Source organism: Aeromonas aquatilis (assembly GCF_054052405.1).
This window is the reverse complement of sequence record NZ_JBSTYP010000027.1, coordinates 43382-69003: the sequence shown is the minus strand read 5'-3', so window position 1 is coordinate 69003 and position 25622 is coordinate 43382. Positions and strand designations below refer to the sequence as shown.

21 protein-coding genes and 1 pseudogene are annotated in these 25622 nt (G+C 59.5%); 12 read left to right on the top strand and 10 right to left on the bottom strand.

The genetic code is table 11. The features are described 5' to 3' along the window. Positions 1-161 precede the first annotated feature (161 nt). On the bottom strand, positions 162-899 hold the full coding sequence (locus tag ACW5W8_RS12650; protein ID WP_498628179.1) for a TerC family protein: 738 nt from the start codon (positions 897-899) through the stop codon (positions 162-164). Between the two features lie 120 nt (positions 900-1019). Here ACW5W8_RS12650 and ACW5W8_RS12645 point away from each other — a divergent pair, with 120 nt between their 5' ends. The 3 genes from ACW5W8_RS12645 to ACW5W8_RS12635 all read left to right on the top strand — a co-directional run bounded on the left by ACW5W8_RS12645 (position 1020) and on the right by ACW5W8_RS12635 (position 4276). Beyond that, entirely contained in the window at positions 1020-2135 is a 1116-nt protein-coding gene (locus ACW5W8_RS12645; protein ID WP_498628178.1) for an ATP-NAD kinase family protein, read from the top strand. 99 nt (positions 2136-2234) lie between these two features. Next, positions 2235-2513: a YfcL family protein gene (locus ACW5W8_RS12640; protein ID WP_005333639.1), complete on the top strand. Its 279-nt coding sequence runs from the start codon at positions 2235-2237 to the stop codon at positions 2511-2513. A 98-nt stretch (positions 2514-2611) separates the two neighbouring features. After that, positions 2612-4276: an AMP-binding protein gene (locus ACW5W8_RS12635; RefSeq protein ID WP_498628177.1), complete on the top strand. Its 1665-nt coding sequence runs from the start codon at positions 2612-2614 to the stop codon at positions 4274-4276. Positions 4277-4388: 112 nt separating this feature from the next. Here ACW5W8_RS12635 and ACW5W8_RS12630 read toward each other — a convergent pair whose 3' ends face one another. Both ACW5W8_RS12630 and ACW5W8_RS12625 read right to left on the bottom strand, forming a co-directional pair. Then, positions 4389-5552 carry a trans-sulfuration enzyme family protein gene (locus ACW5W8_RS12630; protein WP_498628176.1) on the bottom strand — a complete coding sequence of 388 codons (1164 nt, stop codon included), beginning with the start codon at positions 5550-5552 and terminating at the stop codon, positions 4389-4391. Positions 5553-5685: 133 nt separating this feature from the next. Further along, positions 5686-6729, bottom strand: a complete 1044-nt coding sequence (locus ACW5W8_RS12625; protein ID WP_498628175.1) for an isopenicillin N synthase family dioxygenase — start codon at positions 6727-6729, stop codon at positions 5686-5688. Positions 6730-6871: 142 nt separating this feature from the next. Here ACW5W8_RS12625 and ACW5W8_RS12620 point away from each other — a divergent pair, with 142 nt between their 5' ends. Further along, the gene (locus ACW5W8_RS12620) at positions 6872-7105 is read left to right on the top strand and encodes a hypothetical protein (protein WP_498628174.1); all 234 of its coding nucleotides are present in this window, start codon (positions 6872-6874) and stop codon (positions 7103-7105) included. 69 nt (positions 7106-7174) lie between these two features. On the opposite strand, the gene ACW5W8_RS12615 is transcribed toward ACW5W8_RS12620, so the two are convergent. Beyond that, positions 7175-7813, bottom strand: coding sequence for an NAD(P)-dependent oxidoreductase (locus ACW5W8_RS12615; RefSeq protein WP_041210337.1), 639 nt, complete (start codon positions 7811-7813; stop codon positions 7175-7177). A gap of 101 nt (positions 7814-7914) precedes the next feature. Here ACW5W8_RS12615 and ACW5W8_RS12610 point away from each other — a divergent pair, with 101 nt between their 5' ends. Then, positions 7915-8805: a LysR family transcriptional regulator gene (locus ACW5W8_RS12610; protein ID WP_498628173.1), complete on the top strand. Its 891-nt coding sequence runs from the start codon at positions 7915-7917 to the stop codon at positions 8803-8805. Between the two features lie 124 nt (positions 8806-8929). Here the strand turns inward: ACW5W8_RS12610 and ACW5W8_RS12605 are convergent, their stop codons facing one another. Both ACW5W8_RS12605 and ACW5W8_RS12600 read right to left on the bottom strand, forming a co-directional pair. Then, positions 8930-9832 carry a LysR family transcriptional regulator gene (locus tag ACW5W8_RS12605; protein WP_498628172.1) on the bottom strand — a complete coding sequence of 301 codons (903 nt, stop codon included), beginning with the start codon at positions 9830-9832 and terminating at the stop codon, positions 8930-8932. A gap of 101 nt (positions 9833-9933) precedes the next feature. Beyond that, positions 9934-10839, bottom strand: a pseudogene (locus ACW5W8_RS12600) (LysR substrate-binding domain-containing protein); the annotation flags it as partial. A 292-nt stretch (positions 10840-11131) separates the two neighbouring features. Between ACW5W8_RS12600 and metE the strand changes: the two are divergent. Continuing rightward, positions 11132-13396 (top strand): 5-methyltetrahydropteroyltriglutamate--homocysteine S-methyltransferase, encoded by a 2265-nt coding sequence (metE, locus tag ACW5W8_RS12595; protein WP_498628171.1) that lies wholly within the window; start codon positions 11132-11134, stop codon positions 13394-13396. Positions 13397-13489: 93 nt separating this feature from the next. Here metE and ACW5W8_RS12590 read toward each other — a convergent pair whose 3' ends face one another. From ACW5W8_RS12590 to ACW5W8_RS12580, 3 genes are all read right to left on the bottom strand, one after another. Then, positions 13490-14182, bottom strand: coding sequence for a glycosyltransferase family 9 protein (locus ACW5W8_RS12590; protein WP_498628170.1), 693 nt, complete (start codon positions 14180-14182; stop codon positions 13490-13492). After that, complete coding sequence (locus tag ACW5W8_RS12585) at positions 14134-14613, bottom strand: glycosyltransferase family 9 protein (RefSeq protein WP_498628169.1); 480 nt, start codon at positions 14611-14613, stop codon at positions 14134-14136. The genes ACW5W8_RS12590 and ACW5W8_RS12585 overlap by 49 nt, the downstream gene beginning before the upstream one ends. A gap of 69 nt (positions 14614-14682) precedes the next feature. Then, positions 14683-15564 carry a LysR family transcriptional regulator gene (locus ACW5W8_RS12580; protein WP_498628168.1) on the bottom strand — a complete coding sequence of 294 codons (882 nt, stop codon included), beginning with the start codon at positions 15562-15564 and terminating at the stop codon, positions 14683-14685. A gap of 157 nt (positions 15565-15721) precedes the next feature. Here ACW5W8_RS12580 and ACW5W8_RS12575 point away from each other — a divergent pair, with 157 nt between their 5' ends. The 4 genes from ACW5W8_RS12575 to pflB all read left to right on the top strand — a co-directional run bounded on the left by ACW5W8_RS12575 (position 15722) and on the right by pflB (position 22669). Further along, positions 15722-17155: a glycoside hydrolase family 1 protein gene (locus ACW5W8_RS12575; RefSeq protein ID WP_498628167.1), complete on the top strand. Its 1434-nt coding sequence runs from the start codon at positions 15722-15724 to the stop codon at positions 17153-17155. Positions 17156-17348: 193 nt separating this feature from the next. Beyond that, a complete protein-coding gene (ycaO, locus tag ACW5W8_RS12570) occupies positions 17349-19109 on the top strand; it encodes a 30S ribosomal protein S12 methylthiotransferase accessory factor YcaO (RefSeq protein WP_498628166.1) in 1761 nt (586 codons plus the stop codon). A gap of 382 nt (positions 19110-19491) precedes the next feature. Then, a complete protein-coding gene (focA, locus tag ACW5W8_RS12565; protein WP_005333620.1) occupies positions 19492-20340 on the top strand; it encodes a formate transporter FocA in 849 nt (282 codons plus the stop codon). Positions 20341-20386: 46 nt separating this feature from the next. Further along, on the top strand, positions 20387-22669 hold the full coding sequence (gene pflB / locus ACW5W8_RS12560) for a formate C-acetyltransferase (RefSeq protein ID WP_498628165.1): 2283 nt from the start codon (positions 20387-20389) through the stop codon (positions 22667-22669). Positions 22670-23083: 414 nt separating this feature from the next. On the opposite strand, the gene ACW5W8_RS12555 is transcribed toward pflB, so the two are convergent. Continuing rightward, the gene (locus ACW5W8_RS12555) at positions 23084-23518 is read right to left on the bottom strand and encodes a YcgN family cysteine cluster protein (RefSeq protein ID WP_498628181.1); all 435 of its coding nucleotides are present in this window, start codon (positions 23516-23518) and stop codon (positions 23084-23086) included. 369 nt (positions 23519-23887) lie between these two features. On the opposite strand from ACW5W8_RS12555, the gene adk reads away from it, so the two are divergent. Further along, positions 23888-24532: an adenylate kinase gene (adk, locus tag ACW5W8_RS12550; protein ID WP_005337083.1), complete on the top strand. Its 645-nt coding sequence runs from the start codon at positions 23888-23890 to the stop codon at positions 24530-24532. Positions 24533-24630: 98 nt separating this feature from the next. Then, positions 24631-25605 (top strand): ferrochelatase, encoded by a 975-nt coding sequence (gene hemH, locus ACW5W8_RS12545; RefSeq protein ID WP_498628164.1) that lies wholly within the window; start codon positions 24631-24633, stop codon positions 25603-25605. Positions 25606-25622 lie beyond the last annotated feature (17 nt).

The following is a 25622-nucleotide window of genomic DNA, read 5'->3' as shown; positions in this document are numbered from 1 at the left end:
TGTTGAAAGGCTGGGGTATCCATGATGGTAGACCTCAAGGTGATGGCCTACTTCAAGCTTAGCCTTTCAACACGTAATTGGGACATAGCCTAAAAAAAGAGCGCTCGACCGGCGCTCTTTTTGATCGCGACAGCTGGGGTCGCGGGGCATGTGGGGCAGGGTTACTGCGCGCTATTTTGCCCGTTATTGTCGTGATGGCTGCGCAGGCGGATGTTGATCATCTCCACCACCAGCGAGAAGGCCATGGCGAAGTAGATGTAACCCTTCGGAATGTGCAGATCCATCCCCTCGGCCATCAGGGCGAAGCCCACCAGTGTGAGGAAGGAGAGGGCCAGCATCTTGATGGTGGGGTGGTTATCGACGAAATCGCCGATCGCCTTGGCGGCAAACATCATGATGAAGACGGCAATCATGATGGCCAGCACCATCACCGGCACGTGATCGGCCATGCCGACCGCAGTGATCACCGAGTCGAGGCTGAACACGATATCGAGGATGGCGATCTGGATCAGGGTGCTGATAAAGCCAGAGGCCGCTTTGCTGACGCTTTCTGGCTCGGCCGCCCCTTCCAGGGTGACGTGGATCTCGTGGGCACTCTTGCCGATGAGGAACAAGCCCCCCAGCAGCAGGATCAGGTCGCGGCCGGAGATGGCTTCACCCAGCACGGTGAAGAGCGGATCGGTGAGGCGCATCACCCAGGCCAGCGAGAGCAGCAGCAGGATCCGGGTACCCATGGCGAGCCCCAGACCCAGAATGCGCGCTTTTTGACGCTGCGCCTCCGGCAGGCGACCTACCAGGATGGAGATAAAGATGATGTTGTCGATGCCCAGCACGATTTCGAGCAGGGTAAGGGTAGCGAGCGCGACCCAGGCGGAGGGATCAAGAACCCATTCCAGCATGATTGAACCTTGATTGAACATTGGTTGGAAAATTGAAGATGCGAATTCTAGCAGGGGTGCCACTGCTTGTCCCAGAGAGGGGAAAAGATAAAAATGGTGGCCATCGCAAGGGAGGCAGGCATGTTTCGATTAGGGTTCATCATTAATCCGGTCGCCGGGATTGGCGGCGCAGTGGGGCTCAAGGGCAGTGACGGTGTGGTGGCCGAGGCGCTGGCCCGTGGTGCTGTGCCCAAGGCGCAGGAGCGGGCGCGGCAAGCCTTGTTGCCACTGTGCGAGCTGAGCGTCCCGTTCGAACTGCTGACGGTGGCGGGAGAGATGGGGGAGGCGGTGGCCCGATCTCTGGGACTACCCTGTCGGATCATCTATCAACCGGTCGGGGAGAGTTCCTCGGCCGATGACACCCGCCACGCTGCCGGGCTGATGCGCGAAGCCGGGATCGATCTGCTGCTGTTTGCCGGTGGCGATGGTACGGCGCGGGACATCTGCGCCGCGGTGGGGGAGTCCTGCCATGTGCTAGGCATTCCGGCGGGGTGCAAGATCCACTCCGGCGTCTACGGGGTGACACCCGCCGCCAGCGGGCGGGTGGTAGCGCGGATGATCGCAGGGGAATTGCTCAGCCTGATCGATGCCGAGGTGCGCGACATCGACGAGGAGGCGTTTCGCGCGGGCAAGGTGCGGGCCCGCCACTACGGCCAGCTGAAGGTGCCCGGTGATCTGCGTTACGTACAGGCGGTCAAACAGGGGGGCAAGGAGTCCGAAGAGCTGGTGCTGGCGGATCTCGCCGCCGGTGTGGTGGAGCAGATGGAGCCAGATACCCTCTATCTGATGGGCTCCGGCAGCACGGTGGCAGCCTGTATGGCTGAGCTCGGTCTGGAAAATACTTTGCTCGGTGTGGATCTGGTGGAAAATGGCCGACTTATCGGGCAGGATCTCAGCGCCGCCGAGATCCTGACCCGGATCCGCGGCCGTCGCTGCCGACTGGTCATTACCCTGATAGGCGGACAGGGACATCTGTTCGGGCGCGGAAATCAGCAATTGAGTCCTGAGGTGATTCGGTGTGTCGGGCTGGAGAATATCCAGGTGCTGGCAACCAAAGCCAAGCTTGCAGCCCTTGCGGGCAGGCCGCTGCTGGTGGACACCGATGATCCGCAATTAAACCGGGCGTTGCGTGGTTATCTGCGAATAACCACGGGATACAAGGATCAGGTCATCTACCCGGTGGCCAACCCGGAATAGGACGCCAAGGACGCTGCTGGCCTGGCGCCAGAGAGCTGCAATCAACCGGATTGCGGTTCCATACCCCCGAATTTTTTGCCGCAAATGAGGCTGCGTTACATGACGATTCACGATTTTGAGCACAAGTTGTTGGGACTGATCGACAGCATGGTTGCTACCGCGACCGACGATGAGCTGTTTGCGGGGGGTTACCTGCGAGGTCATATCTCATTGGCCGTTGCCCGGGCCGAGCTGGAAGGCAAGACCCTGGTGCGGGACGTCAAGAGCTATGTGCTGCGCAGCCTCAACGAGGCGATCTTGCAAGGTGAGTTATCTGAAGAGGATGAAAAACTGGTGCAGGCGATGTGGAGTCGTTTGCAACAAGACGCAGAAGCTTGATCGGATACACAATTCAAACTGAAGTTTGAGTTTATCCTTCCCCTGAAGTTAGTGAAAGGTTAATAATAAGTTTCGCCTTTTGTTTCAGGGATTAAACTATGGCCTCCTCCTCACGTATTGCCAATAAACTGCCGCTCGAGATGCTCTATCACTGGGAGCGGCAGTGTCCTGATCGAACCTACCTGCGTCAAACCATCAACCGCGAATATGTCGATTTCACCTGGGGTGAAGTGGCCGATGAAGCGCGGCGGATGGTGACGGCCTTGCGTCACCTCGGTCTGGTGGCGGGTGACAAGGTGGCGCTGCTCTCCAAGAACTGTGCCCAGTGGTTTATCGCCGATCTGGCGATGCAGATGGGGCAGTATGTGAGCGTGCCCATCTACCCGACTGCCAACGTCGACACCATCGAATATGTGCTGCGCCACAGCGAGGCCAAGGCGATCTTCGTCGGCAAGCTGGATGACTGGAAGAGTCAGGAGGCTGGCGTACCCGCCGATCTGCTGCGTATCGCCTTCCCCTATGACACCATGCCGGCCAGCCACCAGTGGGATGATCTGCTGGAGGCGCACGAGCCGATCCCTGACAGCCCGGTGCAGGCCCCTGACGCCCTGCTGAGTCTGGTCTACACCTCCGGCAGTACCGGCAAGCCGAAAGGGGCCATGCTGAGCGTCGAGCGCTACGCCTGGTCGTGCGAGAAGCTGGTGGAGACGGTGGGGTTGTGCGCCAATGATCGCGGCTTCTCCTACCTGCCGCTGGCCCACATTACCGAGCGGGTCTATGTCTACGGTGGTAGCCTCTATGGTTGCGCCGAAATCGCCTTCCCCGAATCCCTCGACACCTTTATCGAAGACGTCAAACGCTGCCGTCCTACTGTCTTTATCTCGGTGCCACGGCTGTGGGCCATGTTCCGCATCAAGATCCACGAGAAGCTGCCCCAGAACAAACTGGCGTTGCTGCTCAAGATCCCGCTTATCTCCGGCCTTATCAAACGCAAGCTGCAAAAGGGGCTGGGGCTGGATCAGGCCCGTGTTCTTGGCTGCGGCTCCGCGCCTGTCTCCCCTGCGCTGCTTGAGTGGTATCTGAGCATCGGCCTCAAGGTGACTGAAGCCTGGGGCATGACCGAGAACCACGCCTACTCCACCATCAACTACCCGTTCCGCGCCGACAAGATCGGCACCGTCGGCAAGGCGGGGATTGGGGTGACCATCAAGATCTCCGACGAGGGGGAGATCCTCTGCCGCTGCGAAGGGATGATGCTGGGTTACTACAAGGATCCCGAGCACAGCGCCGAGGCCATCGATACCGAGGGGTGGCTCCACACCGGCGATATGGGCAAGCTGGACAAGGAGGGTTATCTCACCATCACCGGCCGGATGAAGGATGTGTTCAAGACCGCCAAGGGCAAGTATGTGGCGCCGGTGCCCATCGAGGGGCAGCTGGGGCAGGAACCCATCATCGAACAGCTCTGCGTGATTGGTTACGGCATGCCCCAGCCCATTGCGCTGGTGCAGCTGGCCGAGAGTGCCATGAAGGGCAATCGGGAGGAGGTCAACGCCAGACTGGAAGCGGCGCGGGTTCGGGTCAACGATCAGCTGGAATCTCATGCCAAAATTCGCGGCATTCTGGTAGTGAAGGCACCCTGGAATATCGAGAACGGCGTGCTGACCCCCACCATGAAGATCAAGCGTCACCTGCTGGAGCAAAAGTACGCCCAGGTCGGGGATCGCTGGCCCTCATCCCAGGTGGTGGTGTGGGAGGAGTAAATCCCATTTTTCCATAGCGCGACAAACAACAACGGCCCTTGATGGGCCGTTGTTGTGTTTGGGGCATCTCACTCGCCGCCATTTGGCGGGCAAGTGAGATGCGTGCTCCCGGTTAGATCTGCGCCAGCGCGGCGGCCAGATCGGCGATCAGATCGTCTGCATCTTCCACCCCGATGCTGAAGCGGATGAGGTCGTCATTGACCCCGGCGGCGAGGCGGCTTGCCTCGTCCATGGCGGCGTGGGTGGTACTGGCCGGATGGCAAGCGAGACTCTCGAGATCCCCCAGACTCACCGCCTGCACGAACAGTTGCAGGTTGTCGAGCAGGGTGGCGCAGCGTTCAAACCCGCCTTCAAGTTCAATACTCACCATGCCGCCAAAGCCGCTGGCGAAGGCGCCGAGGGCATCGTGGCCCGGATGATTGGCAAGCCCCGGGTAGATCACCTTCTTCACAGCCGGATGGGACGCCAGAAACTCGGCCACTTTCTGGGCATTGTGCAGGTGGGCATCCATCCGCAGCGGCAGGGTCTTGACCCCGCGCTGCAGCAGGTAGGCCTCCTGCGGGCCAATGGGAGAACCGATATGCTTGAGGGCCACGGTACGGATCGATTTCATCAGGGCGTGAGAGCCTGCCACCACCCCGGCGATGATGTCGCCGTGGCCACCCAGATACTTGGTGCCGCTGTGCATCACCACATCGACCCCGAGATCCAGCGGGCGCAGCAGGTACGGGGTGAGGAAGGTGTTGTCACACACGGTGATGGCGCCCACCTTGCGGGCCGCTTCCACCACCAGCCGCGGATCCACCACCTTGAGGGTGGGGTTGGTCAGGGTTTCGAACAGTACCAACTTGGTAGCGGGGCGGATGTTGGCCAGCAGATCCCGGTCGCTCTCGTAGGCGGTGACCTTGATGCCGGCACGGCTGAAGGTCTGCTTCAAGAAGGCATCGGTGCCGCCGTAGAGCGGGCCGATATAGGCTACCTCATCGCCGCTGTCGGCCAGCGCGTACATGATGGCGCTCACTGCCGCCATGCCGCTCGCCACCACCAGCGCTTCATCGGCACCTTCAAGCGCCGCCAGTTTCTGCTCCAGCTCGGCAGTGGTGGGGTTGCCAAAGCGACTGTAGATAAAGCCGGGGGCTTGACCTGCAAAACGCTCCTTGCCCGCCTGGGCGTTGAAGTAGCTAAAGGTGCTGCTCTGGTAGAGCGGGGTGGTGAGGGCGCCGGTCTGGGGATCGATCCGCTGGCCGCTGTGTACGCTCATGGTCTTGAATTTCATCGTGTTGCTCCGTGATGGCCAGGCTCTGGCCATGACTTGTTTTGTTGTTCGTTGCTTGTTGTTTTTGTCAGCGCGGGTATGTGCATGCGGCTTGTGGCTTATGCATATACCCGGCTGCGGATCTCTGCGCTGCTTAGGCCGGTATCGCTTCGCTCTCTGTGCGCGGGAGGCGAGCGGGTTCCACCGGCCCATAGTGGCGCGCCGCCACATCCGGGTGGGAGCGCAGCCGCCCTTTCAGCACGTTCTCCCCCACCTGATAGAAGAGCGGGTTGGTCGGGTCACTCTCCGGCCCTTGCGCCTGCGCTGCCAGCTCTGGGGAGAGGCTGAGCAGCGGCACGGTGGCATCGAGCCGCGCCGCCATAAAGAAGGCACAGGAGAGGCGCGATACGCCGGGCGGCGGGCTTACCACCCGATGCAGGGTCGCCTTGAGATAGCCGTTGGAGGCCAGCTCCAGCAGCTCGCCGATATTGACCACCAGCGCTCCCGGCAGGGGGGGCGCGGAGATCCAGCCGTCGGCCGTCTCGACCTCAAGCCCCGAGTGATTGTCCTGCATCACCAGCGTCAGGTAGCCGGGATCCTTGTGGGCGCCGACTCCCTGACTGCTGCCGCCCGCCTCTTGCCCCGGGTAATGAATCAGCTTCATGTGCTGGTAGGGGGCGCCGCGGATGCTGTCGTCAAACACGTTGGCCGGTTGCTCCAGCACCTCGGCAAAAGCGGCCAGCAGGGTGAGGGTGATGTCGCTCAGCCGATCCTGCCACGCCAGCAGATGGGCTTTCATCTCTGGCAGGGCGGTCGGCCACTGGTTGGGGCCGGTCAGCCGCTGCCATGGTTCACGGATCAGGTCCGCAGGCAGGGCTTGCGCCTCGTTCATGATATCGAACTGCTCCCGCAGATCCGGCCGCGCTCGGGTCAGCTCGGCACCGACCCGGTTGTAGCCGCGAAAGTGGGGGCTGTTGACCATCTGCACCGCCAGCTTCTCCTGCTCCGGCAGGGCAAAGAAGCGCTCTGCCAGCGCCAGAGTCTCTCGTTGCTCGGCGTCACTCAGGCCATGCCCTGTCAGATAGAAAAAGCCGACGTCGCGGGTGGCCGCGGCCAGCCGGGCCAGCATAGGGCGACGTACCTCGGGAGCCCCGTTGAGGGCAGCCAGATCGATGATCGGCAGTGGTGAATGTTCCATGTGCACCTCCTCACTCTTTCGTTTTCTCTGGCGCCATCTCTTCTGCTGCCTCTGGTGCGGGCAGGTCTGATGAGCGGCAAACGGGATGGCGCGACAGTGTGGCGGTATGCGCAGCGGTGTGGCGCCATCTGGAATGAAGGGGATGCTACTGTTCGGTGTTATAAGACGGAAACAACAAATTATTCTTAGTTATACACAAAATTCGAAATGGAATTCGGTGTGTAATGGGGTGGCTGCTTTTTGCGCAGCCATTAAGGGCGGAATGGGAAATGATGGGAAGGAGAGTGATAACCAGAGGCAAGCTGCAAGCGGTAAAAAAGATCAAAACAGAAAATGGCCAAAACAGAAGGGAGGTGGATGCCTCCCTTCTGTTTGAGCGGGTGTTCACCTGACCGGGTGCTCAGGCAAGTGACCGCGCATTCTGGCCTTAACCGGTTGCAGGCTCTCAGTAACCCAGGGTAAAGCGCTGGCGCAGGTGAGCCGGTTTTTCCGCCTCGTTCAGCACGCCGTCGGCCAGATCACCGGCGGTGATCCCGGCAGGCTGTTCGCCACTAAAGAGCACCTGATCGCCACCAATCCGATAGCCGCCGCGCTTCTCGCCCGGCTCCAGGAACACCGGAGGAGAGACAAAGCGCCAGTCGAGGGCGGTTTCACGACGCAGGGCGGTGAGACCGTCGCGGGCCGCCAGCGCCCCCTGTTTCCACTCGGCCGGAAACTCCGGGGTATCCACCAGTTGTACGCCAGGGGCAACCTCCAGACTGCCGGCGCCACCTACTACCAGTAGCCAGCTGTTGGCCGCTTTGGCTGCTGCGACAATCGCGTTGGCACCCTTGAGGTACTGGTCGTAGATATCCGGTGTGGTCCAGCCCGGGTTGTAGGCGCTGATCACCCGATCGTGCCCCTTGAGCACCTCGGCCAATGCCTGCGGGTTTTGGGCATCCACCGCCACGGCGGTGACCTGCGGATGGGCGGCCACCTTGCTTACATCGCGGACGATGGCGGTGACGTGATGGCCGCGGCTGATGGCCTCGTTCAGGATGGCTGAACCGACAAAACCGCTGGCACCGATCAGGGCAATCTTCATGGGGAACTCTCTTTCACTGTTGGAATGGGGCTATCCTACGCCGCCATTTATGATTTAATAATCACCTCAAAAATGCATTCACTTATAAGCTGGATTTAATAATGGAACTGCTCAGACGTTACGCCATCTTCGCCGCCGTGGTGGAGGCGGGCAGCATGACAGGGGCGGCCAAATCCCTTGGCATGACCCCCTCTGCCGTCAGTCAGCATATCAGCCAGCTCGAAAGCCTGCTCGGGCTGCCCCTGCTCCATCGCTCCACCCGTCGCCTCAGTCTGACCGAGGCGGGAGAGGTGGTATGGCAAGGGTGCCGGGCGTTGCAGCAGACCCTGAGCGAAACCGAGCTGCGCCTCTCGGAGGTGCGCGACGCCCTGCTCGGTGAAGTGCGGATCACTGCCCCGGTGGGGATGGCGGGCCAGCCGCTGGCTCTGGCCCTCTCACCGCTGCTGCAGGCCCACCCCGGCCTCACTATCCAGATCATCGCCGACGACGAGAAACGGGATCTGATTGCCGAGCGGATCGACGTGGCATTGCGGGTCGGCACCTTGCCCGATTCGACCCTGGTGGCCCGCAAACTGGGGCAGACCCGGATGCTGCTCTGCGCCGCCCCCGCCTATCTGGCGCGCAAGGGAGCGCCGCGCACGCCCGCCGATCTGGCCACCCACGACTGGCTCTGCGGCGACATGCTGGGCAACGGTTTGCTGCTGCTCGATGAAAAGGGGGGTGAACACAGGGTGAGGTTCAAGGCCAAGGTGCTCTGCAATAACGTGTTGCCCCTGCGCCAGTTTGCGCTGGCGGGGCAGGGGATCTCGCTGCAACCGGAGGGAGAAATTGGCGAGGATCTGGCGCAGGGGCGTCTGCTCGAACTGTTGCCCGGTTTTCGGGTGGCTCCGATGGAGATCCACGCCATCACACCGCAGCGGGAGATCCCGGAGAAGGTGCGGCGGGTGGTGGAGGCGCTGCGCAGCTATTTCGGCACGACGATGTCGTCATGAGCTGCGCCTTAATGGTTGAGAAAAGGCCCCCTATTATCCTGAAGGGGGATTATCCATAAGGCGGTTTGTCGAGAAAAGCGATAACCCGGATGAGGAGATGGGCATGCTTGACTGTTAAGCATACTTAAAACGAACTGACGGCCCGCACCTGATCTTTGAGCCAATTAAGCCCGGTATCCTGACTGGAGCTCTTGTGCCAACTCATGTAGACGGGGCAATCCTCCGAGAGCCAGGGGAGGGGATAGCTGGCCAGATCCAGCGCTTGTCCCAGCTTCTCCATGTGCCACTGGCTGGCGACGCAGAGCCAGTCGGTACGGCTCACCAGATGAAGGGCGGTGAGCAGGGAGTCGCTCTCGTAGGCAATTTGGCGCGGGGGCAACGGCGCCTTGGTCAGGGTATTGAGTAGCAGGTTGTCGAGCCGCCGGGCCTGCAACACTACATGTTTTTCGTTGAAGAAGGTGGCCATGTCGGGGGCCTGGCGGATCCTGGGGTGATCTTTGCGGCAGGCGATGCGCAGGGCTTGCGACATGATCTTCTCATTTTCGATCCCTTGCTCCGCCATCGGCTTGGTCGCCAGCACCAGATCCACGCTGTGCAGATAGAGGCTGTTCTGGCGCAGCGCTTCGTCCTGCACCTGGGTATTCCACTCCAGCTGGCAGTTGGGGGCCTGGGTCAACAGCAGATTATTGAGCTCCGGCAGGAAGAAGATGTCGATATCGGGCACCCCCGCAATACGGAAGGTGCGCCGACTGGTATGGGGATCAAAGAGATCGGTTCGCTGCAGGCTGCGCTCCATGTCGTGCAGCGGCACCATGATCTCGTGGTGCAGACTCAGCGCCCGCGCCGTGGGGGTGATGCCGCGCCCCTGACGGACAAACAGCGGCTCGCCTACCAGGGTGGTCAGGCGGCTGATGGCCTGACTGATGGCCGAGGGGGTCATCTCCATCATCTCGGCGGCTGTGGTGACGCCACCATAGCGGATCACGGCATCGAGGACGCGAAAGAGATTGAGATCGACGTGAGACATGGTGGCCACCGTTAAGAAAAATGAAAGTGTCAGGATACTGATCTGCCCCTTGTCAGGCCAGCATTGCCTGCGGGATCTGTGATTTTCCCCACTCCCCCGTCATCCCCCATCTTGTCGCGAATACGGGCGAACAGGCTCTGCAGGCAGGCTTGATCCCGATCGGATGCACGCACCGCGCCGTACATATGGCGACGGATACCGCTGCCGAGGGGGCGGGCGCAGAGCATTCCCTGTCTGACAAACTCGTCGCTGGCCCAGCGTGGCAGGGCAGCAACCCCGAGGCCGGCGGCAGCCATCTGCAGCATCACCGAGGTATTGTCCACCGGCTTGCAGCGGGCGGGCTCCACCCCAGCGGGCTGCAAAAAGCGGCTGAAGATATCCATGCGACTGCGCTCCACCGGATAGACCAGCAGCACCTCCGCCCCCAGATCGCCCGGCTCGATGCGGCTCTGCTGGCAGAGGGGGTGATCCGGCGCCATCACCAGAGTGAGATCGAAGGCGAACAGCGGCTCGAAGTGGAGATCGCCCCGGGCCTGCACATCGGAGGTGAGCAGCAGGTCGAGCTGGCCGCCGAGCAGGGCATTGATGGCATCAAAGCCCGGCACCGACTCCACCTCCAGATCCACCCCTGGCCACTGGCGGCGAAATTCCGGCAACAGCGGTAGCAGCCACTGGATGCAGCTGTGGCAATCAAGCGCCAGATGCAGCCTGCCCGCATCGCCGCTCTGCAAGGCCTGCAACTGCTTCTCGGTCTGGGCCAGAGCGGGCAGTACCTGACGGGCGAGGGCGAGCAGCTGGCTGCCGGCTGCGGTCAGCACCAGCGGACGGCTTTTGCGCAGGTAAAGCTCCAGATTGAGGCGGGTCTCCAGCTCTTTGAGCTGGTGGGAGAGGGCGGACTGGGTAAGGTTGAGGGTCAGCGCCGCACCGGCCAGCGAGCCCTGTTCGGCCAGCGCGGTCAATGTTTTCAAGTGTTTGATCTCTATCCCTGTATTGCTTGGCACTGCCATAAGATGGCTCCTTGTGAGATTGCGTATGGCACTGATAATGCTGTCGGCGCGGCCTGACCTTTAGCCTCAGCCTCCTGCCGTCTTGCTGCTGCGCTTCTTAACACATGCAAAAACGGGCCTCTGTATCCTCGCGGTGAACCTGTTCGGCGGTCAGTTGAGGATTATTTGAGAGCCAGTTGAAGAGGATTCAATAGCCAGCGTCACCTTATCTTGTCATTTTGGATGTGTAAACATCTGGATGGCCAAATCATCCAGTTTCCCATCAGATGAATGAGCATAAGGAAATGAACCTATGACACGAGCACACATCCTGGGCTTCCCCCGTATCGGCGCCAAGCGCGAGCTGAAATTTGCCCTCGAATCCTACTGGCGTGGCGAGACCACTCAGGCCGAACTCGTTGCCGTGGGCAAGACGCTGCGTGAGCGCCATTGGCAGGCCCAGCACGGCGCCGGGGTCAATCTGCTGCCGGTGGGCGACTTTGCCTGGTACGATCAGGTGCTCGGTACCAGCCTGCTGGTGGATGCGGTGCCTGCCCGCCACCGTCATGGCGAGACCGATCTCGACACCCTGTTCCGGGTGGCCCGCGGCCGTGCGCCGACCGGCCCGGCGGCGGCCGCCGCCGAGATGACCAAATGGTTCAACACCAACTATCACTATCTGGTGCCGGAGTTCAGCCGTGATCAGCGCTTCAAGCTGGGCTGGAGCCAGCTGTTTGACGAGGTGGAAGAGGCCAAAGCTCTGGGGCTGCCGGTCAAGGCGGTGCTGCTGGGACCAGTCTCTTATCTGTGGCTCGGCAAGGAAAAAGAGAGCGGCTTCTCGCGCCTTGAACTGCTCGATCGCCTGCTCATCGTCTATCAGGAGATCCTGGCCAAACTGGCCGCCCAAGGGGTGGAGTGGGTGCAGATCGACGAACCGGCGCTGACGCTGGACTTGCCAGACGAGTGGCGGCTGGCCTACCTCAACGCTTACGAGCGCCTCGCGGGCCCCTGCAAGCTGCTGCTCACCACCTATTTCGGTTCGGTGGCTCATCAGCGCGACATTATCACCAGCCTGAAAGTTGATGGCCTGCATCTGGATCTGGTGGCCGCCCCCGAGCAGCTGGAGACCCTGGTGCCGCATCTGCCGGCCCAGTGGGTCATCTCAGCCGGGGTGATCAACGGCCGCAACGTCTGGCGTGCCAATCTGGCCAAGCTGGCGCCGACTCTGAAGGCACTGAAAGCCAAACTCGGCGAGCGGCTCTGGGTGGCCTCATCCTGCTCATTGCTGCACAGCCCGGTGGATTTGACCCTGGAGCAGGAGCTGGATCCCCAGACCCGCAGCTGGTTCGCCTTCGCCTTGCAAAAATGTTTCGAGTTGGGGCTGCTCAGGGAGTATCTGGATGGGGGCGAGCTCGACAAAATCACCGCCTACAGCCAGCCCATCGTGGATCGGGAGTCCGACAGCCGGGTGCACAAAAAAGCGGTGCAGTCACGGCTCGCCAGCCTCACCAACAGCGATTTTGATCGCCACAGCCCCTATCCGGTCAGGGCCGAGCTGCAGCGCTCGGATCTCAAGCTGCCGCTGCTGCCCACCACCACCATCGGCTCCTTCCCGCAGACCTCGCAGATCCGGGTATTGCGGCAGGATTGGCGCGCCGGTCGCATCGATGACAGCGCCTACGAGGCGGGTATTCAGGCGGAGATCCGCGATGCCATCGCGCGTCAGGAGGCCATCGGGTTGGACGTGCTGGTTCATGGTGAGGCCGAGCGCAATGACATGGTGGAGTATTTCGGTGAACTGCTGGATGGCTTTGCCATCACCCGCTTCGGTTGGGTACAGAGCTATGGCTCCCGCTGCGTCAAGCCGCCGGTGATCACCCGTGACATCGACCGCCCGACCCCCATGACGCTCGAATGGACCCGATTTGCCCAGAGCCTGACCGACAAGCCGGTCAAGGGGATGCTGACTGGCCCTGTGACCATCCTCTGCTGGTCCTTCCCGCGGGAAGACGTGAGCCGCGAGCAATCTGCCCTGCAAATCGGGCTAGCCATTCGTGACGAGGTGGCAGATCTGGAATCCGCCGGCATCAAGATCATCCAGATCGACGAACCGGCGATCCGCGAAGGCTTGCCCCTGCGCAAGCAGGATCATCAGGCCTATCTCGACTGGGCAGTGCGGGCCTTCCGTCTGAGCGCAAGCCCGGTGGCGGACAGCACCCAGATCCACACTCACATGTGTTACAGCGACTTCAACCTCATCATCGAGGCGGTGGCGGCGCTGGATGCTGACGTGATCACCATCGAGACCAGCCGCAGCCAGATGCAGCTGCTCGAAGCGTTCGAACGCTTCAACTACCCCAACGAGATTGGCCCGGGCGTCTACGACATCCACTCGCCGAACGTGCCGAGCCAGAGCTGGATTGAGGGGTTGCTGCGCAAGGCGGCCAAACAGATCCCGGCCGAGCGGCTTTGGGTCAACCCGGATTGTGGCCTCAAGACCCGCGGCTGGGGAGAGACAGAAGCCGCCCTCAAGGTGATGGTCGATGCCACCAGGGCGCTGCGCACCGAGCTGGCCTGAAGAGCATCAGCAAACAACAAGAGAGTACGGGCATAACGAACGAGGGAAGGCGCAAGCCTTCCCTCTTGGTTACATCAACGACAAGCGCCGCGATCAGCACGCTTGCTGCAGGTTGAGCGGTTGAGGCTCTGGTTGTGGGATGAAGAGCGTCTCGGGCTGCGGGGCTGGATGCCTACGCGCCAGCACTTGGCCGAGCCAATGATAGTCGAGGGGGATCTGGTTACGATCCGGCACCACCAGATTGTAGTGCTGCGCTCCGAGGCAGCCGTAGTGGCGCGGATCGGTCTGGGTAAAGAGGCCTAGACAGGGAACGCCGCTGGCAGCGGCCAGATGCAACGGGCCGGTATCGCAGCTGACAAAGAGGGTGAGCGCGGCGGTGACCGCAGCAAATTCACACAGGCCGGCGATCGAAAAGGTCACATCGCCAACCAGTGGCAGCGGCGCAGCGGGGTCGTTGAACTGGATCATCACGGCATCGGGCGCCTGTTGGCGAAGTTGTTCCAGTAGCCGTTGCCACTGGATGGGAGAGAGTCCCTTGCCTTTGCGGGCGCCGGTAAAAAAGCCGATAAGCGGTTGCCCCGGGTGCGCGCTGGCCAGCTCTGCCAATGGTGGGTAGCTGGTCGCCATCGGCAGTCCCAGCGTTATTTGCTGATCGGGGGCTACATCCAGCCCCAGCAGGCGCAGGGGGCGGTGGGCGTAGTGGCATTGTGCTTCAACTGGCTCGGGATGGGCGAAGATCACATCCCCCTTGGCATCGTCAAAGCCCCATTTTTCACTGCCGCGCACCCAGGCACCCAGGCAGCCAGCAGGTGATCGGTGCTGGAGGCAAATGGCACATATACCAGGTCGTAACGCTGCTGGCGCAGTTGCCAGAGGGCAGGCAAGGCGTTGAATAGCCCTTTTCCCTGCAGTTTGATCAGATGAATGCGCTGTAGGTTGAGGGCGGTAAAGAGAGGGAGCAGAGGCCCCAGGCTGCAGACCAGCTCGATCTCGGCGCGGGGGTGGGACTTTTGTACTTGCTGCAGGAAGGGGAGCAAAAAGAGGTTGTTGCCAATCCGGTTGTTGCTGCGTACCACAAGAATGCGGCGAGGGGGCGCTTCACCGGGTGGCAGCAGGGAGCCTCGGGCCAGCCAGGCGAGGAGCGAGCGCTCGATGCCGGAGGTCCAGTGGCGACGCTGACCGTCGAAGCGGCGCAGTATGTCTCTGACTTTTTTCATGGGGGCGCACTCGGGCTGAGAATAATGCCCCTAAATAGACACAGGGATTCTTAAGAAATTATTAACTTTTTAATCAGAAAAGAGCTTTTCCACCGTTATGTGATCGGTAACCGTCTGCCAGAAGGCGTCAGCCAGTGGCGAGTGACTATTTGGGGGACGGATGAGGCCAATCGTCCAGCATGCCTCGCTCTCCGTAAGAGGCAGGGTGATCACATCCGGGTGCTCTATGGTGGTGGAGGAGGGGACCAGGGTCCAGGCGATCTCGGCTGCCGCGGTGGCAACACCGGCGGCGAAGTCGTTGACGTACTGGATATCGCGAAAACGCAGCCCACTCTGGGCCAGATAGTTCATCAGGTGATCGTAAAACGACGGCGCCTTGTCCCTACGCAGGATCGCCAGCGGTTTGTCCACCAGATCCGCCAACTCCCTCACATCGCGGTAGCTGGCGGGCAGCACGGCGACAAAGTGGGCTTCGACCACTGGCAGGGCGTGCCACCCCTTGGGGGCGGGCAGGCGGCAAAAACCGAGATCCAGCTTGCCTTCACTCAGCGCCAGTAGCTGGTGGTGGGTAGAGAGATCGTTGAGCTCTATGGTCACCTGCGGCCGCTCGGCGCGAAAGCGGGCGATGGCGGCGGGCACCAGGATCTTGGTGGCCACGCCAAAGCCGATGCGCAGGGTGCCGACATTGCCCGCCAGCACATCGCGGGCGGTGCGCGAGAGCTGCTCGCTCTGGATAACCAGAGTGCGGGCATCCTCATAAAGGGCCCGCCCCAGCACAGTGAGGCGGGTGGTGCTGGCGTTGCGCTCGAACAGCTCGCCGCCCAGCTCCTCCTCCAGCCGCCTTATCTGTTTGCTCAGTGCCGACTGGGTGACATGCTGGCGCACCGCCGCCTGGCCGAAGTGCAGTACCTCTCCCAGAGTGACAAAGGCTTTCAGATCCCGTAGCTCCACAGCGGCTCCTTTCATTCCTTTCGGGAATGTTGAGTGGTCATATTTGTCATTGGACGGAATTTTAGAACTGTTCGATGCTATTGCCAATTCAATTGGGTGCCGCCAGCCGGCGCAATCTAGGTGGCCAGGACCACCGCCGCAGAAGGAGCAACACCAGATGCATCACCATAAGTTCAACGACTTCCCGAGCGATTTTCTGTGGGGCGCAGCCTCCGCCGCCTATCAGGTGGAGGGGGGCTGGAATGCCGATGGCAAGGGGCCCTCGGTGTGGGATCTCTTCACCAAGTTGCCGGGCAAGACCTTTGAGGGTAGCAACGGCGATGTGGCGGTAGATCACTACCACCGCATGGAGGAGGACGTGGCGCTGATGGCCGAGATGGGGCTCAAGGCTTACCGCTTCTCGGTGAGCTGGCCGCGCATCTATCCCACCGGTCGGGGGGAGGTGAACGAGGCGGGGCTGGCCTTCTACGAGAAGCTGATCGACACCCTCTTGGCCCACAAGATCGAACCGGTGCTGACCCTTTATCACTGGGATCTGCCGCAAGCGCTGCAGGATGAGTACGGCGGCTGGGAAGACCGACGCATTATCGCCGATTTCGAGCGCTACTGCGTGACCCTCTATCAACGCTTTGCCGGCAAGGTGAAGTACTGGGTCTCCCTCAACGAGCAGAACTACAACCTGACTAACGCCTATCAGCTCGGCACCCATCCGCCCGCAGTGCAGGATCGCAAACGCTTCTTTGCCGCCAACCACATCGCGTTTCTGGCCAATGCCCGTGTGATCAAGGCGTTTCGCCAGCATGTGCCAAATGGCCTCATCGGCCCGAGCTTTGCCTACTCCCCTGCCTATCCGGCGTCGTGCGATCCGAAAGATATGCTGGCCTATGAGAACGCCGAGGAGTTCAACAACCTCTGGTGGCTGGATGCCTACTGCTTTGGCCGCTATCCGCAGGCGGCGCTGGCTTACTTGCGAGAAAACGGCGAGGCGCCGGAGATCCTGCCGGGCGATATGGAGTTGCTGCGCGAGGGGACGCCCGACTACATCGGCGTCAACTACTACTACACCCTGACCTACACCGATAACCCCTTGGGCGGTCAGACCCTGCAGCGGATCAACACCACGGGCAAAAAGGGCACCACGCCGTCCAGCGGCATTCCTGGTCTTTACAAGACGGCGCCCAATCCGCACCTTGAGACCAGCAACTGGGACTGGGCCATCGACCCGACCGGGATGCGCATTGCCCTGCGTCGCCTCTCTTCTCGCTATGGTCTGCCGCTGATGATCACCGAGAACGGCCTTGGCGAGTTCGACAAGCTGGAGGCGGGTGATAAGGTGAACGATGCGTACCGCATCGATTATCTGCGCAGTCACGTCAAGGCGTGCCAGGAAGCGATGCAGGATGGGGTGGAATTGCTCGGCTACTGCGCCTGGTCGTTCACCGACATCCTGAGCTGGCTCAATGGCTATCAGAAGCGCTACGGCTTCGTCTATGTGGAGCGTGACGAGCAGGGGGGCTCCCTTCGCCGGATCAAGAAGGCGAGCTTCCACTGGTACAGCCAGGTGATTGCGAGCCAGGGCAAGCAGCTCTGACGATGTATCGCGTCGCGTAACCAGCGGGCCCGGGCAATCCCCGGGCCCGCGCTGTTTGTGGCGGGGGAGCGGGGATAAGCCGGTTTCTCAACGTGCGACTCATCCCTGTTTGCTGATTTTTGTCCTGCCAAAGCCGCCGACCCCTGCTATTATCTGCGGCCGAACATGAGCCAATAAAAATCAGGATATCGTGATGACTGACCACACTTTTATTCCCGGCAAGGACGCGGCGCTGGAAGACTCCATCGAACGCTTCCAGACCAAGCTGCAAGCCTTAGGGTTTGATATCGAAGAGGCCTCCTGGCTCAACCCTGTGCCGAACGTCTGGTCGGTGCATATTCGCGACAAAGAGTGCGCCCTCTGCTTCACCAACGGCAAGGGTGCCAGCAAGAAGGCGGCACTCGCCTCCGCCCTTGGCGAATATTTCGAGCGTCTCTCCACCAACTACTTCTTCGCCGACTTCTATCTGGGCGAGCAGGTCGCCAACGGCGATTTCGTTCACTACCCGAACGAGAAGTGGTTCCCCATCGAGGGTGACCAGTTCCCGGCCGGTCTGCTAGACAGCTTCACCCGCAAGTTCTACAACCCGGACGGTGAAGTGACCGCCGACATGCTGGTGGATCTGCAGTCAAACAACGAGGAGCGCGGTATCGTCGCTCTGCCGTTCGAGCGCCAGTCCGATCACGAAACCGTCTATATCCCGATGAACATCATCGGCAACCTCTATGTCTCCAACGGCATGAGCGCCGGCAACACCAAGACCGAAGCGCGCACCCAGGCGCTCTCCGAGGTGTTCGAGCGCCACGTGAAAAACAAGATCATCGCCGAGGCCATCAGCCTGCCGTTGATCCCGGACGAGGTCATTGCCCGTTATCCGGGAATTGCTGCCTCCATCGCCGCCCTCGAAGCGGAAGGCTTCCCCATTTACAGCTTCGATGCCTCCCTGGGTGGCCGTTATCCGGTCATCTGTGTGGTGCTGCTCAACCCGAGCAACGGCACCTGTTTTGCCTCCTTCGGCGCCCACCCGCGCTTCGAAGTGGCCTTCGAGCGTACCGTCACCGAGCTGTTGCAAGGCCGTGGTCTCAAGGATCTCGACGTGTTCGTGCCGCCGTCATTCGACAACGAGCAGGTGGCGGATCACCACAACCTCGAGACCCACTTCATCGACTCCTCGGGCCTTATCAGCTGGGATCTGTTCAAGCAGGATGCGGACTTCGAGTTTGCCGACTGGGACTTCCGTGGTACCTCGCAGGAGGAGTTTGATCACCTGATCGGCATCTTCCATGAGCTGGAGCAGCCGGTCTATATCGCCGACTACGAACATCTGGGTGTCTACGCCTGCCGTATTCTGGTGCCGGGCATGTCCGACATCTATCCGGCCGAAGATCTGCTGCTGGCCAACAACAACATGGGCGCCAACCTGCGCGAAGTGATCCTGGCGCTGCCATCACTTGATTGGGATGCCGAGCAGTACATGGCGTTGTTTGATCAACTGGATGAAGAGGGGCACGACGAGCGTACCCGTGTACGCGAGCTGCTGGGCATCGCCGCTGCCAAGGGGACTGCACTGCACACCCTGCGCGTTGGCGAGCTGAAAGCCATGCTGGCGCTGGCCGCCGGTGAGCTGGAGACCGCACTGGATCTCATTGACTGGACCATGGAGTTCAACCAGTCGGTGTTCACTGCCGAGCGAGCCAGCTACTACCGCGCCCTGCGTGCCTGCGTCGAGTTGTTCCTCGACGAGGAGCGGGATCCGGAGCAGTATCGCGCCGTCTTCACTCGCATGTATGGTGAAGAGACGCTGACACAGGCATGGGCCAACGCCACTGGCGAAGCACGCTTCCACGGTCTGGAAGCGGCCGACCAGTCGCTCTCCCAGTTCCCGCTGCACCAGAAGCTGCTGGCGGCCTACGAGAAGCTGCAGAAGGCCAAGCGAGCCCATCAGTGGGCGTGATCGTTGCTGTAAAGTAAGGGGCCGTGTGGCCCCTTCTGTTTACCGTGCGGCAAGGCACGGGATTGTTATTCAAAGATGAAATAAAAAACAAAAAATACCCCTAAGGGGGTTGATGGCAGGGCAGGGAATGTGCTGTTGATCTGCAAAGATATCTTGCCAATACCATATTTCCATGCTTTGAAATAAATTCTTTAAAATCATTGCATTAAAAATGTGATATTTCTGTTTCAGCTGATACCTGGTGTAAAGTGGCGTAGCCATCGCACTAAAAATATTTGTAGTAAAATTACATTCGCACTCTGATAAACTTGATCAATGTCAATTTTGGCTATTTGGCCCTTTGTTATGATTTCAACAGGCAAAACATTCAGGTAGAAAATAATTGAAAGCTGAATCCCCATTCGATTGTCTCAAGCCCGAAGCCATCGCTGCACTGGCTGAAGACATCACCTACGCCAAGGCTACCAAGCCGGCATACAAGGTCATTCCACTGGCCATTACCGCAGGCGCTTTCATCGCCATCGCATTTATCTTCTACATCACAGTGACGACCGGAACCGGTTCCATGCCTTGGGGTATGGCCAAACTGGTTGGCGGTCTCTGCTTCTCTCTCGGACTTATCCTCTGTGTGCTGCTCGGTGCCGAGCTGTTCACCTCCACCACCCTGACGCTGGTGGCCAAGGCTGCCAATCGCATCAGCTGGGCTCAGCTGCTCAAGAACTGGGGTCTGGTCTACTTTGGCAACCTGATTGGCGGTCTGCTGATGGTGGCGCTGATCATCGTTTCTGCAGAGTACACGGCAGCAGACGGTCAGTGGGGCCTTAACGCCCTCAAAGTGGCCCAACACAAAATTCACCACACCTTCTTTGAAGCGGTGGCGCTGGGTATTCTCTGTAACTTGATGGTATGTCTTGCTGCCTGGATGGCCTTTGGTGCCCGCAGCGCGACTGACAAGGTAGTGGTTATGCTGCTGCCGGTTGCCATGTTCGTTGCATCAGGTTTCGAGCACAGCATCGCAAACATGTTTATGATTCCGGTTGGTATCGCTATCCACAGCGTGGCTAGTCCGGAATTTTGGCAGGCCATCGGCCAGGATCCGGCAACCTTTGCTGACCTGACCGTATCCAACTTCGTCCTACACAACCTCATCCCCGTGACCATCGGCAATATCATCGGTGGTGGCGTGATGGTTGGTCTGACTTACTGGTTTATCTTCCGTCGTCATCATTAAGGATGATTGCGGGATACTACATCAATACCGTGTGAGGTAATGAAAAATGGCAGAACTTAACGAACAGTTCCAAAAAGCATGGGAAGGCTTCGCGGCCGGTGAATGGCAGACCTCTGTCAACACCCGTGACTTCATCCAGAAGAACTACACCCCGTATGAAGGTGACGAGTCCTTCCTGGCTGGCGCGACCGAAGCGACCACCAAGCTGTGGGACAAGGTCATGGAAGGGATCAAAATCGAGAACCGCACTCACGCGCCGGTGGATTTTGATACTGACCTGCCCTCCACCATTACCGCACACGATGCCGGTTATATCGATCAGAGCCTGGAGCAGATCGTTGGTCTGCAGACTGACAAGCCGCTGAAGCGCGCCATCATCGCCAACGGCGGTATCAAGATGGTTAAAACTTCTTGCGAAGTGTACGGTCGTCAACTGGACCCGATGGTCGAGAAGATCTTCACCGAGTACCGCAAGACTCACAACCAGGGCGTGTTTGACGTTTACACCAAAGACATCCTGAACTGCCGTAAGTCTGGTGTCATCACCGGTCTGCCGGATGCCTACGGCCGTGGCCGTATCATCGGTGACTACCGTCGTGTTGCCCTGTACGGTATCGACTTCCTGATGGCCGACAAACTGGCCCAGTTCAAGTCCCTGCAAGCTGACCTGGAAAACGGCGTCAACCTGGAAGCTACCATCCGTCTGCGCGAAGAGATCTCCGAGCAGCACCGTGCCCTGGCACAGATGAAGGTGATGGCTGCCAAGTACGGTTGCGATATCTCCGTACCGGCTGCCAACGCCAAAGAAGCTGTACAGTGGACCTACTTCGCCTACCTGGCGGCAGTCAAGTCCCAGAACGGTGCAGCCATGTCCTTCGGTCGTACCTCCAGCTTCCTGGACGTGTACATCGAGCGTGACCTGAAGAAAGGCCTGATCACCGAGCAAGAAGCCCAGGAGCTGATGGACCACATGGTCATGAAGCTGCGTATGGTTCGCTTCCTGCGTACCCCAGAATACGATTCACTGTTCTCTGGCGACCCGATGTGGGCGACCGAGACCCTGGCCGGTATGGGCGTTGATGGCCGTACCTTGGTCACCAAGAACAGCTTCCGTATGCTGAACACCCTGTACACCATGGGCCCGTCCCCTGAGCCGAACCTGACCATCCTGTGGTCCGAGCAGCTGCCGGTCGGTTTCAAGAAGTACTGCGCCAAGGTTTCTATCGAGACCTCATCTGTTCAGTACGAGAACGATGATCTGATGCGTCCGGACTTCAACAACGATGACTACGCCATCGCTTGTTGCGTTTCCCCGCAGGTTGTCGGTAAACACATGCAGTTCTTTGGTGCCCGTGCCAACCTGGCCAAGACCATGTTGTATGCAATCAACGGCGGTGTGGACGAGAAGCTCAAACTGCAAGTTGGTCCCAAGACTGCACCTATCACCTCCGAGTACCTGAACTACGACGAAGTGATGAGCAATCTGGATCACTTCATGGATTGGCTGGCCAAGCAGTACGTTGCTGCGCTGAACATCATCCACTACATGCACGACAAGTACAGCTACGAAGCATCGCTGATGGCGCTGATGGACCGTGACGTCTATCGCACCATGGCCTGCGGTATCGCCGGTCTGTCTGTAGCAGCTGACTCCCTGTCTGCCATCAAGTACGCCAAGGTCAAGCCGATCCGTGATGAAGATGGCATTGCCATCGACTTCGAAATTGACGGTGAATACCCGCAGTTCGGTAACAACGACGCTCGTGTCGATGATATCGCCTGTGAGCTGGTTGAGACCTTCATGAAGAAGATCCAAAAGCTGAACACCTACCGTGGCGCTGTGGCTACCCAGTCTGTTCTGACCATCACCTCTAACGTGGTATATGGCAAGAAGACCGGTAACACTCCGGATGGCCGCCGTTCAGGTGCTCCGTTCGGCCCGGGTGCCAACCCGATGCACGGTCGTGACCAGAAAGGTGCCGTTGCTTCCCTGACTTCCGTTGCCAAGCTGCCGTTTGCGTACGCGAAAGATGGTATCTCCTATACCTTCTCTATCGTTCCGAACGCACTGGGTAAAGATATGGAAGCTCAGAAAGCCAACCTGGCTGGCCTGATGGACGGTTACTTCCACCACGAAGCTAACGTAGAGGGTGGCCAGCACCTGAACGTGAACGTGATGAACCGTGAAATGCTGCTGGACGCCATGGAAGACCCGGAGAAATATCCGCAGTTGACCATCCGCGTATCCGGTTATGCCGTTCGCTTCAACTCTTTGACCAAAGAGCAACAGCAAGACGTCATCACCCGTACCTTCACCGCATCTCTGTAATCGAGCTGCAGTGAGCAAAAACCGGCGCCAAGGCGCCGGTTTTTTTATGCGTGCGATTCAGGGGAAACAGACCTCCAGTATCAAGCTCTATCGCAACTACACAGGTTGTCATGGAACATTTGAGCAGGGCTCTGGCATAGCGTTTCACTAAGGTGACCTTGGCGATCATGCTTTATTCGCGCTCTATGTCCCTATAGGGCGGTTGCTTTGTCTGTCATTGCGTCAGTGGTCATGTAATGATGCCTCTGCCTTTATCTCCTACCAATGTACAGGTGTGCTGTAAGGAGGGGGGACGGCGAGACTGCCAGATGAGCGTGGGGTCAAGCCAACGAGACAACTTCCCCTGCTTGTAGAAACAACAAGGGCCGCACCATGTGCAGCCCTTGTCTCTATGAAAATGGCGGGTTGAGCGCGTCAGCTGGCCCAGGTGATGATGTGATCGACCCATTCACCCGCCTGATCCTCGTGAATGACCTTGCCACGTACGGATTGTCCGGCTTGATGCATGGCTGAGCGACTACCGGTCAGCAGGGGGTGCCACTCTGGCAAGGGTTGCCCTTCGGCAAGCAGGCGGTAAGCGCAAGTGGAGGGGAGCCAGTCATACTCGGCAATCTTGTCGTGGGTGATCTGCAGACAGTCAGGCTCTTTTTTGAAACGATTGGCGTAATCAGAGCACTGACAGGTCTTGGTGTTGAGCAGGTTGCAGGCGACATTGGTGAATACCAGCTCGTCGGTATCTTCATCGATCAGCTTATTGAGGCAGCATTTGCCACAACCATCGCAGAGGGATTCCCATTCGGACTCAGTCATCTGCAGCAAACTCTTGGTCTGCCAAAAGGGGGCTTGCATCATACCGCTCACTTAATACACCTGATAAAACGCGTGGTTATACCCCTTGTTACCCGGTATTTCAAGAAGAGGGTCACCTTGGTGGGAAATTTGTCATCTTCAAGTCACTATTCATAGTGTCTTCATGTTGCTTAAAAGGATTTGCCTGCGAGCAATAACCACGCTGATTTTAATGTTTGGGCTGCATAATTGGCCAGCTTGAGTTTCACTGTGCAAGACCCAATGACCTCCGGTGCCTATTGTCAGACTGTGGCACGCTTATTGTGGCTATAAAGTACTCATTCAGGTGGCTCACCCTTGTAGAAACGGGCGAAACCGTGTACTTTTTTGCCTTCGCAAGATTTGAATAACCAATCAATAGGAGCGTGTATGCGCATTGTTCTGTTGGGGGCTCCGGGCGCCGGCAAAGGTACCCAGGCTCAGTTCATCATGGAAAAACACGGTATTCCCCAGATCTCCACCGGCGACATGCTGCGTGCGGCGATCAAAGCGGGCACCGAGCTCGGTCTGAAAGCCAAAGCTGTGATGGACGCAGGTCAGCTGGTCTCTGACGACATCATCATCGGTCTGGTCAAAGAGCGCATCGCTCAGCCGGACTGCGCCAAAGGCTTCCTGTTGGACGGTTTCCCGCGCACCATTCCCCAGGCGCAAGCCATGAAGGACGCCGGTGTCGTGGTTGATTTCGTGCTGGAGTTCGATGTGCCGGACGAAGAGATCGTCAAGCGCATGAGCGGCCGTCGCGTTCACTCCGGCTCCGGCCGTACCTATCACGTGGTGTTCAACCCGCCGAAAGTGGAAGGTAAAGATGACGTGACCGGTGAAGATCTGGTGATCCGCGCCGACGACGAAGAGACCACAGTACGCAAGCGTCTGGATGTATATCATCAGCAGACCGCGCCGCTGATCGGTTTCTACGGTAAAGAGGCGGAAGCGGGCCACACCCGTTACGTCAAGATCGACGGCACCCAGCCGGTTGATCTGGTCAGCAAGCAGCTTGCCACCATTCTGGGCTGATCTTTGCTGCCGGCACTGTTTCCCGTGCCATCAGATAAATAAAGAGAAGGGCCCTGCGGGGCCCTTTTTGCATCATGACAGAGAGACAGGAAGCCAACGTGACCACGAAAACCGGAATATTGCTGGTCAATCTGGGTACCCCAGCCGCACCGACCACCGCTGCCGTCAAAGCGTTCCTCAGCCAGTTCCTGCACGATCCCCGTGTGGTTGATCTGCCCCGCTACCTCTGGTGCCCGCTGCTCCACTTCATCATCTTGCCGACGCGCTCGCCCAAAGTGGCCAAGCTCTATCAGCAGGTGTGGACCGAGCAGGGCTCGCCGCTGATGGTGATAAGCAAGCAGCAGCGCGCTGCGCTGGAGCAGGAGCTCAAGCGGGAGGGGGTCGATGTGCCGGTGGAGCTGGCGATGAGCTATGGTTCCCCGTCAGTGAATGATGGCTGGCAGGCGCTCAAGGCCAAAGGGGTCAACCGGGTGATCCTGTTGCCGCTTTATCCGCAATATTCGGTCAGTACCACCGCCTCGGTCTTCGATGCCTGGAGCAAGGCGATGAAGAGAGAGCGCAATCTGCCGGTGGTACGGCTCATTCGTGATTATCACGCCCATCCCGAATACATACAGGCGCTGGCCATGAGCGTGCGCCGTCACTGGGAGCAGCACGGTCAGGGTGATCACTTGCTGATGTCGTTCCACGGTATTCCCGAGCGCTACGAGAACGAAGGGGACCCCTATGGTCACCAGTGTCGCCATACCGCCACGCAGCTGGCCGAGGCGCTCGGGCTGGCGGCCGGGCAGTGGACGGCCAGTTTCCAGTCCCGCTTTGGCAAGGAGGAGTGGCTCAAGCCCTACACAGACGTGACCATCGCCGGTATGCCAGCAGCGGGCATCAAGCGGCTCGATGTAATTTGCCCCGCCTTTGCCGCCGATTGCCTCGAAACGCTGGAGGAGATCCAGGTGCAGAATAAGGAGATCTTCATGGCTGCCGGTGGCGAGCGGTTTGAATATATTCCGGCCCTCAACAGCGATCAGGCCCATATCAGGATGATGGTCTCGCTCATTTGCCGCGAATTGGCATGAGTGACCGGCCGTCAGTC

What these genes read in the sequence shown, in the direction of transcription:
- ACW5W8_RS12640 (WP_005333639.1), top strand. Translation starts at nt 2,235, where the DNA reads ATGACGATTCACGATTTTGAGCACAAGTTGTTGGGACTGATCGACAGC.
- ACW5W8_RS12610 (WP_498628173.1), top strand. Translation starts at nt 7,915, where the DNA reads ATGGAACTGCTCAGACGTTACGCCATCTTCGCCGCCGTGGTGGAGGCG.
- ACW5W8_RS12555 (WP_498628181.1), bottom strand. Translation starts at nt 23,518, where the DNA reads ATGCAAGCCCCCTTTTGGCAGACCAAGAGTTTGCTGCAGATGACTGAG.
- ACW5W8_RS12585 (WP_498628169.1), bottom strand. Translation starts at nt 14,613, where the DNA reads ATGAAAAAAGTCAGAGACATACTGCGCCGCTTCGACGGTCAGCGTCGC.
- ACW5W8_RS12605 (WP_498628172.1), bottom strand. Translation starts at nt 9,832, where the DNA reads ATGTCTCACGTCGATCTCAATCTCTTTCGCGTCCTCGATGCCGTGATC.
- adk (WP_005337083.1), top strand. Translation starts at nt 23,888, where the DNA reads ATGCGCATTGTTCTGTTGGGGGCTCCGGGCGCCGGCAAAGGTACCCAG.
- ACW5W8_RS12635 (WP_498628177.1), top strand. Translation starts at nt 2,612, where the DNA reads ATGGCCTCCTCCTCACGTATTGCCAATAAACTGCCGCTCGAGATGCTC.
- ycaO (WP_498628166.1), top strand. Translation starts at nt 17,349, where the DNA reads ATGACTGACCACACTTTTATTCCCGGCAAGGACGCGGCGCTGGAAGAC.
- ACW5W8_RS12625 (WP_498628175.1), bottom strand. Translation starts at nt 6,729, where the DNA reads ATGGAACATTCACCACTGCCGATCATCGATCTGGCTGCCCTCAACGGG.
- pflB (WP_498628165.1), top strand. Translation starts at nt 20,387, where the DNA reads ATGGCAGAACTTAACGAACAGTTCCAAAAAGCATGGGAAGGCTTCGCG.
- ACW5W8_RS12615 (WP_041210337.1), bottom strand. Translation starts at nt 7,813, where the DNA reads ATGAAGATTGCCCTGATCGGTGCCAGCGGTTTTGTCGGTTCAGCCATC.
- ACW5W8_RS12650 (WP_498628179.1), bottom strand. Translation starts at nt 899, where the DNA reads ATGCTGGAATGGGTTCTTGATCCCTCCGCCTGGGTCGCGCTCGCTACC.
- ACW5W8_RS12620 (WP_498628174.1), top strand. Translation starts at nt 6,872, where the DNA reads ATGCTACTGTTCGGTGTTATAAGACGGAAACAACAAATTATTCTTAGT.
- ACW5W8_RS12575 (WP_498628167.1), top strand. Translation starts at nt 15,722, where the DNA reads ATGCATCACCATAAGTTCAACGACTTCCCGAGCGATTTTCTGTGGGGC.
- ACW5W8_RS12645 (WP_498628178.1), top strand. Translation starts at nt 1,020, where the DNA reads ATGTTTCGATTAGGGTTCATCATTAATCCGGTCGCCGGGATTGGCGGC.
- metE (WP_498628171.1), top strand. Translation starts at nt 11,132, where the DNA reads ATGACACGAGCACACATCCTGGGCTTCCCCCGTATCGGCGCCAAGCGC.
- ACW5W8_RS12630 (WP_498628176.1), bottom strand. Translation starts at nt 5,552, where the DNA reads ATGAAATTCAAGACCATGAGCGTACACAGCGGCCAGCGGATCGATCCC.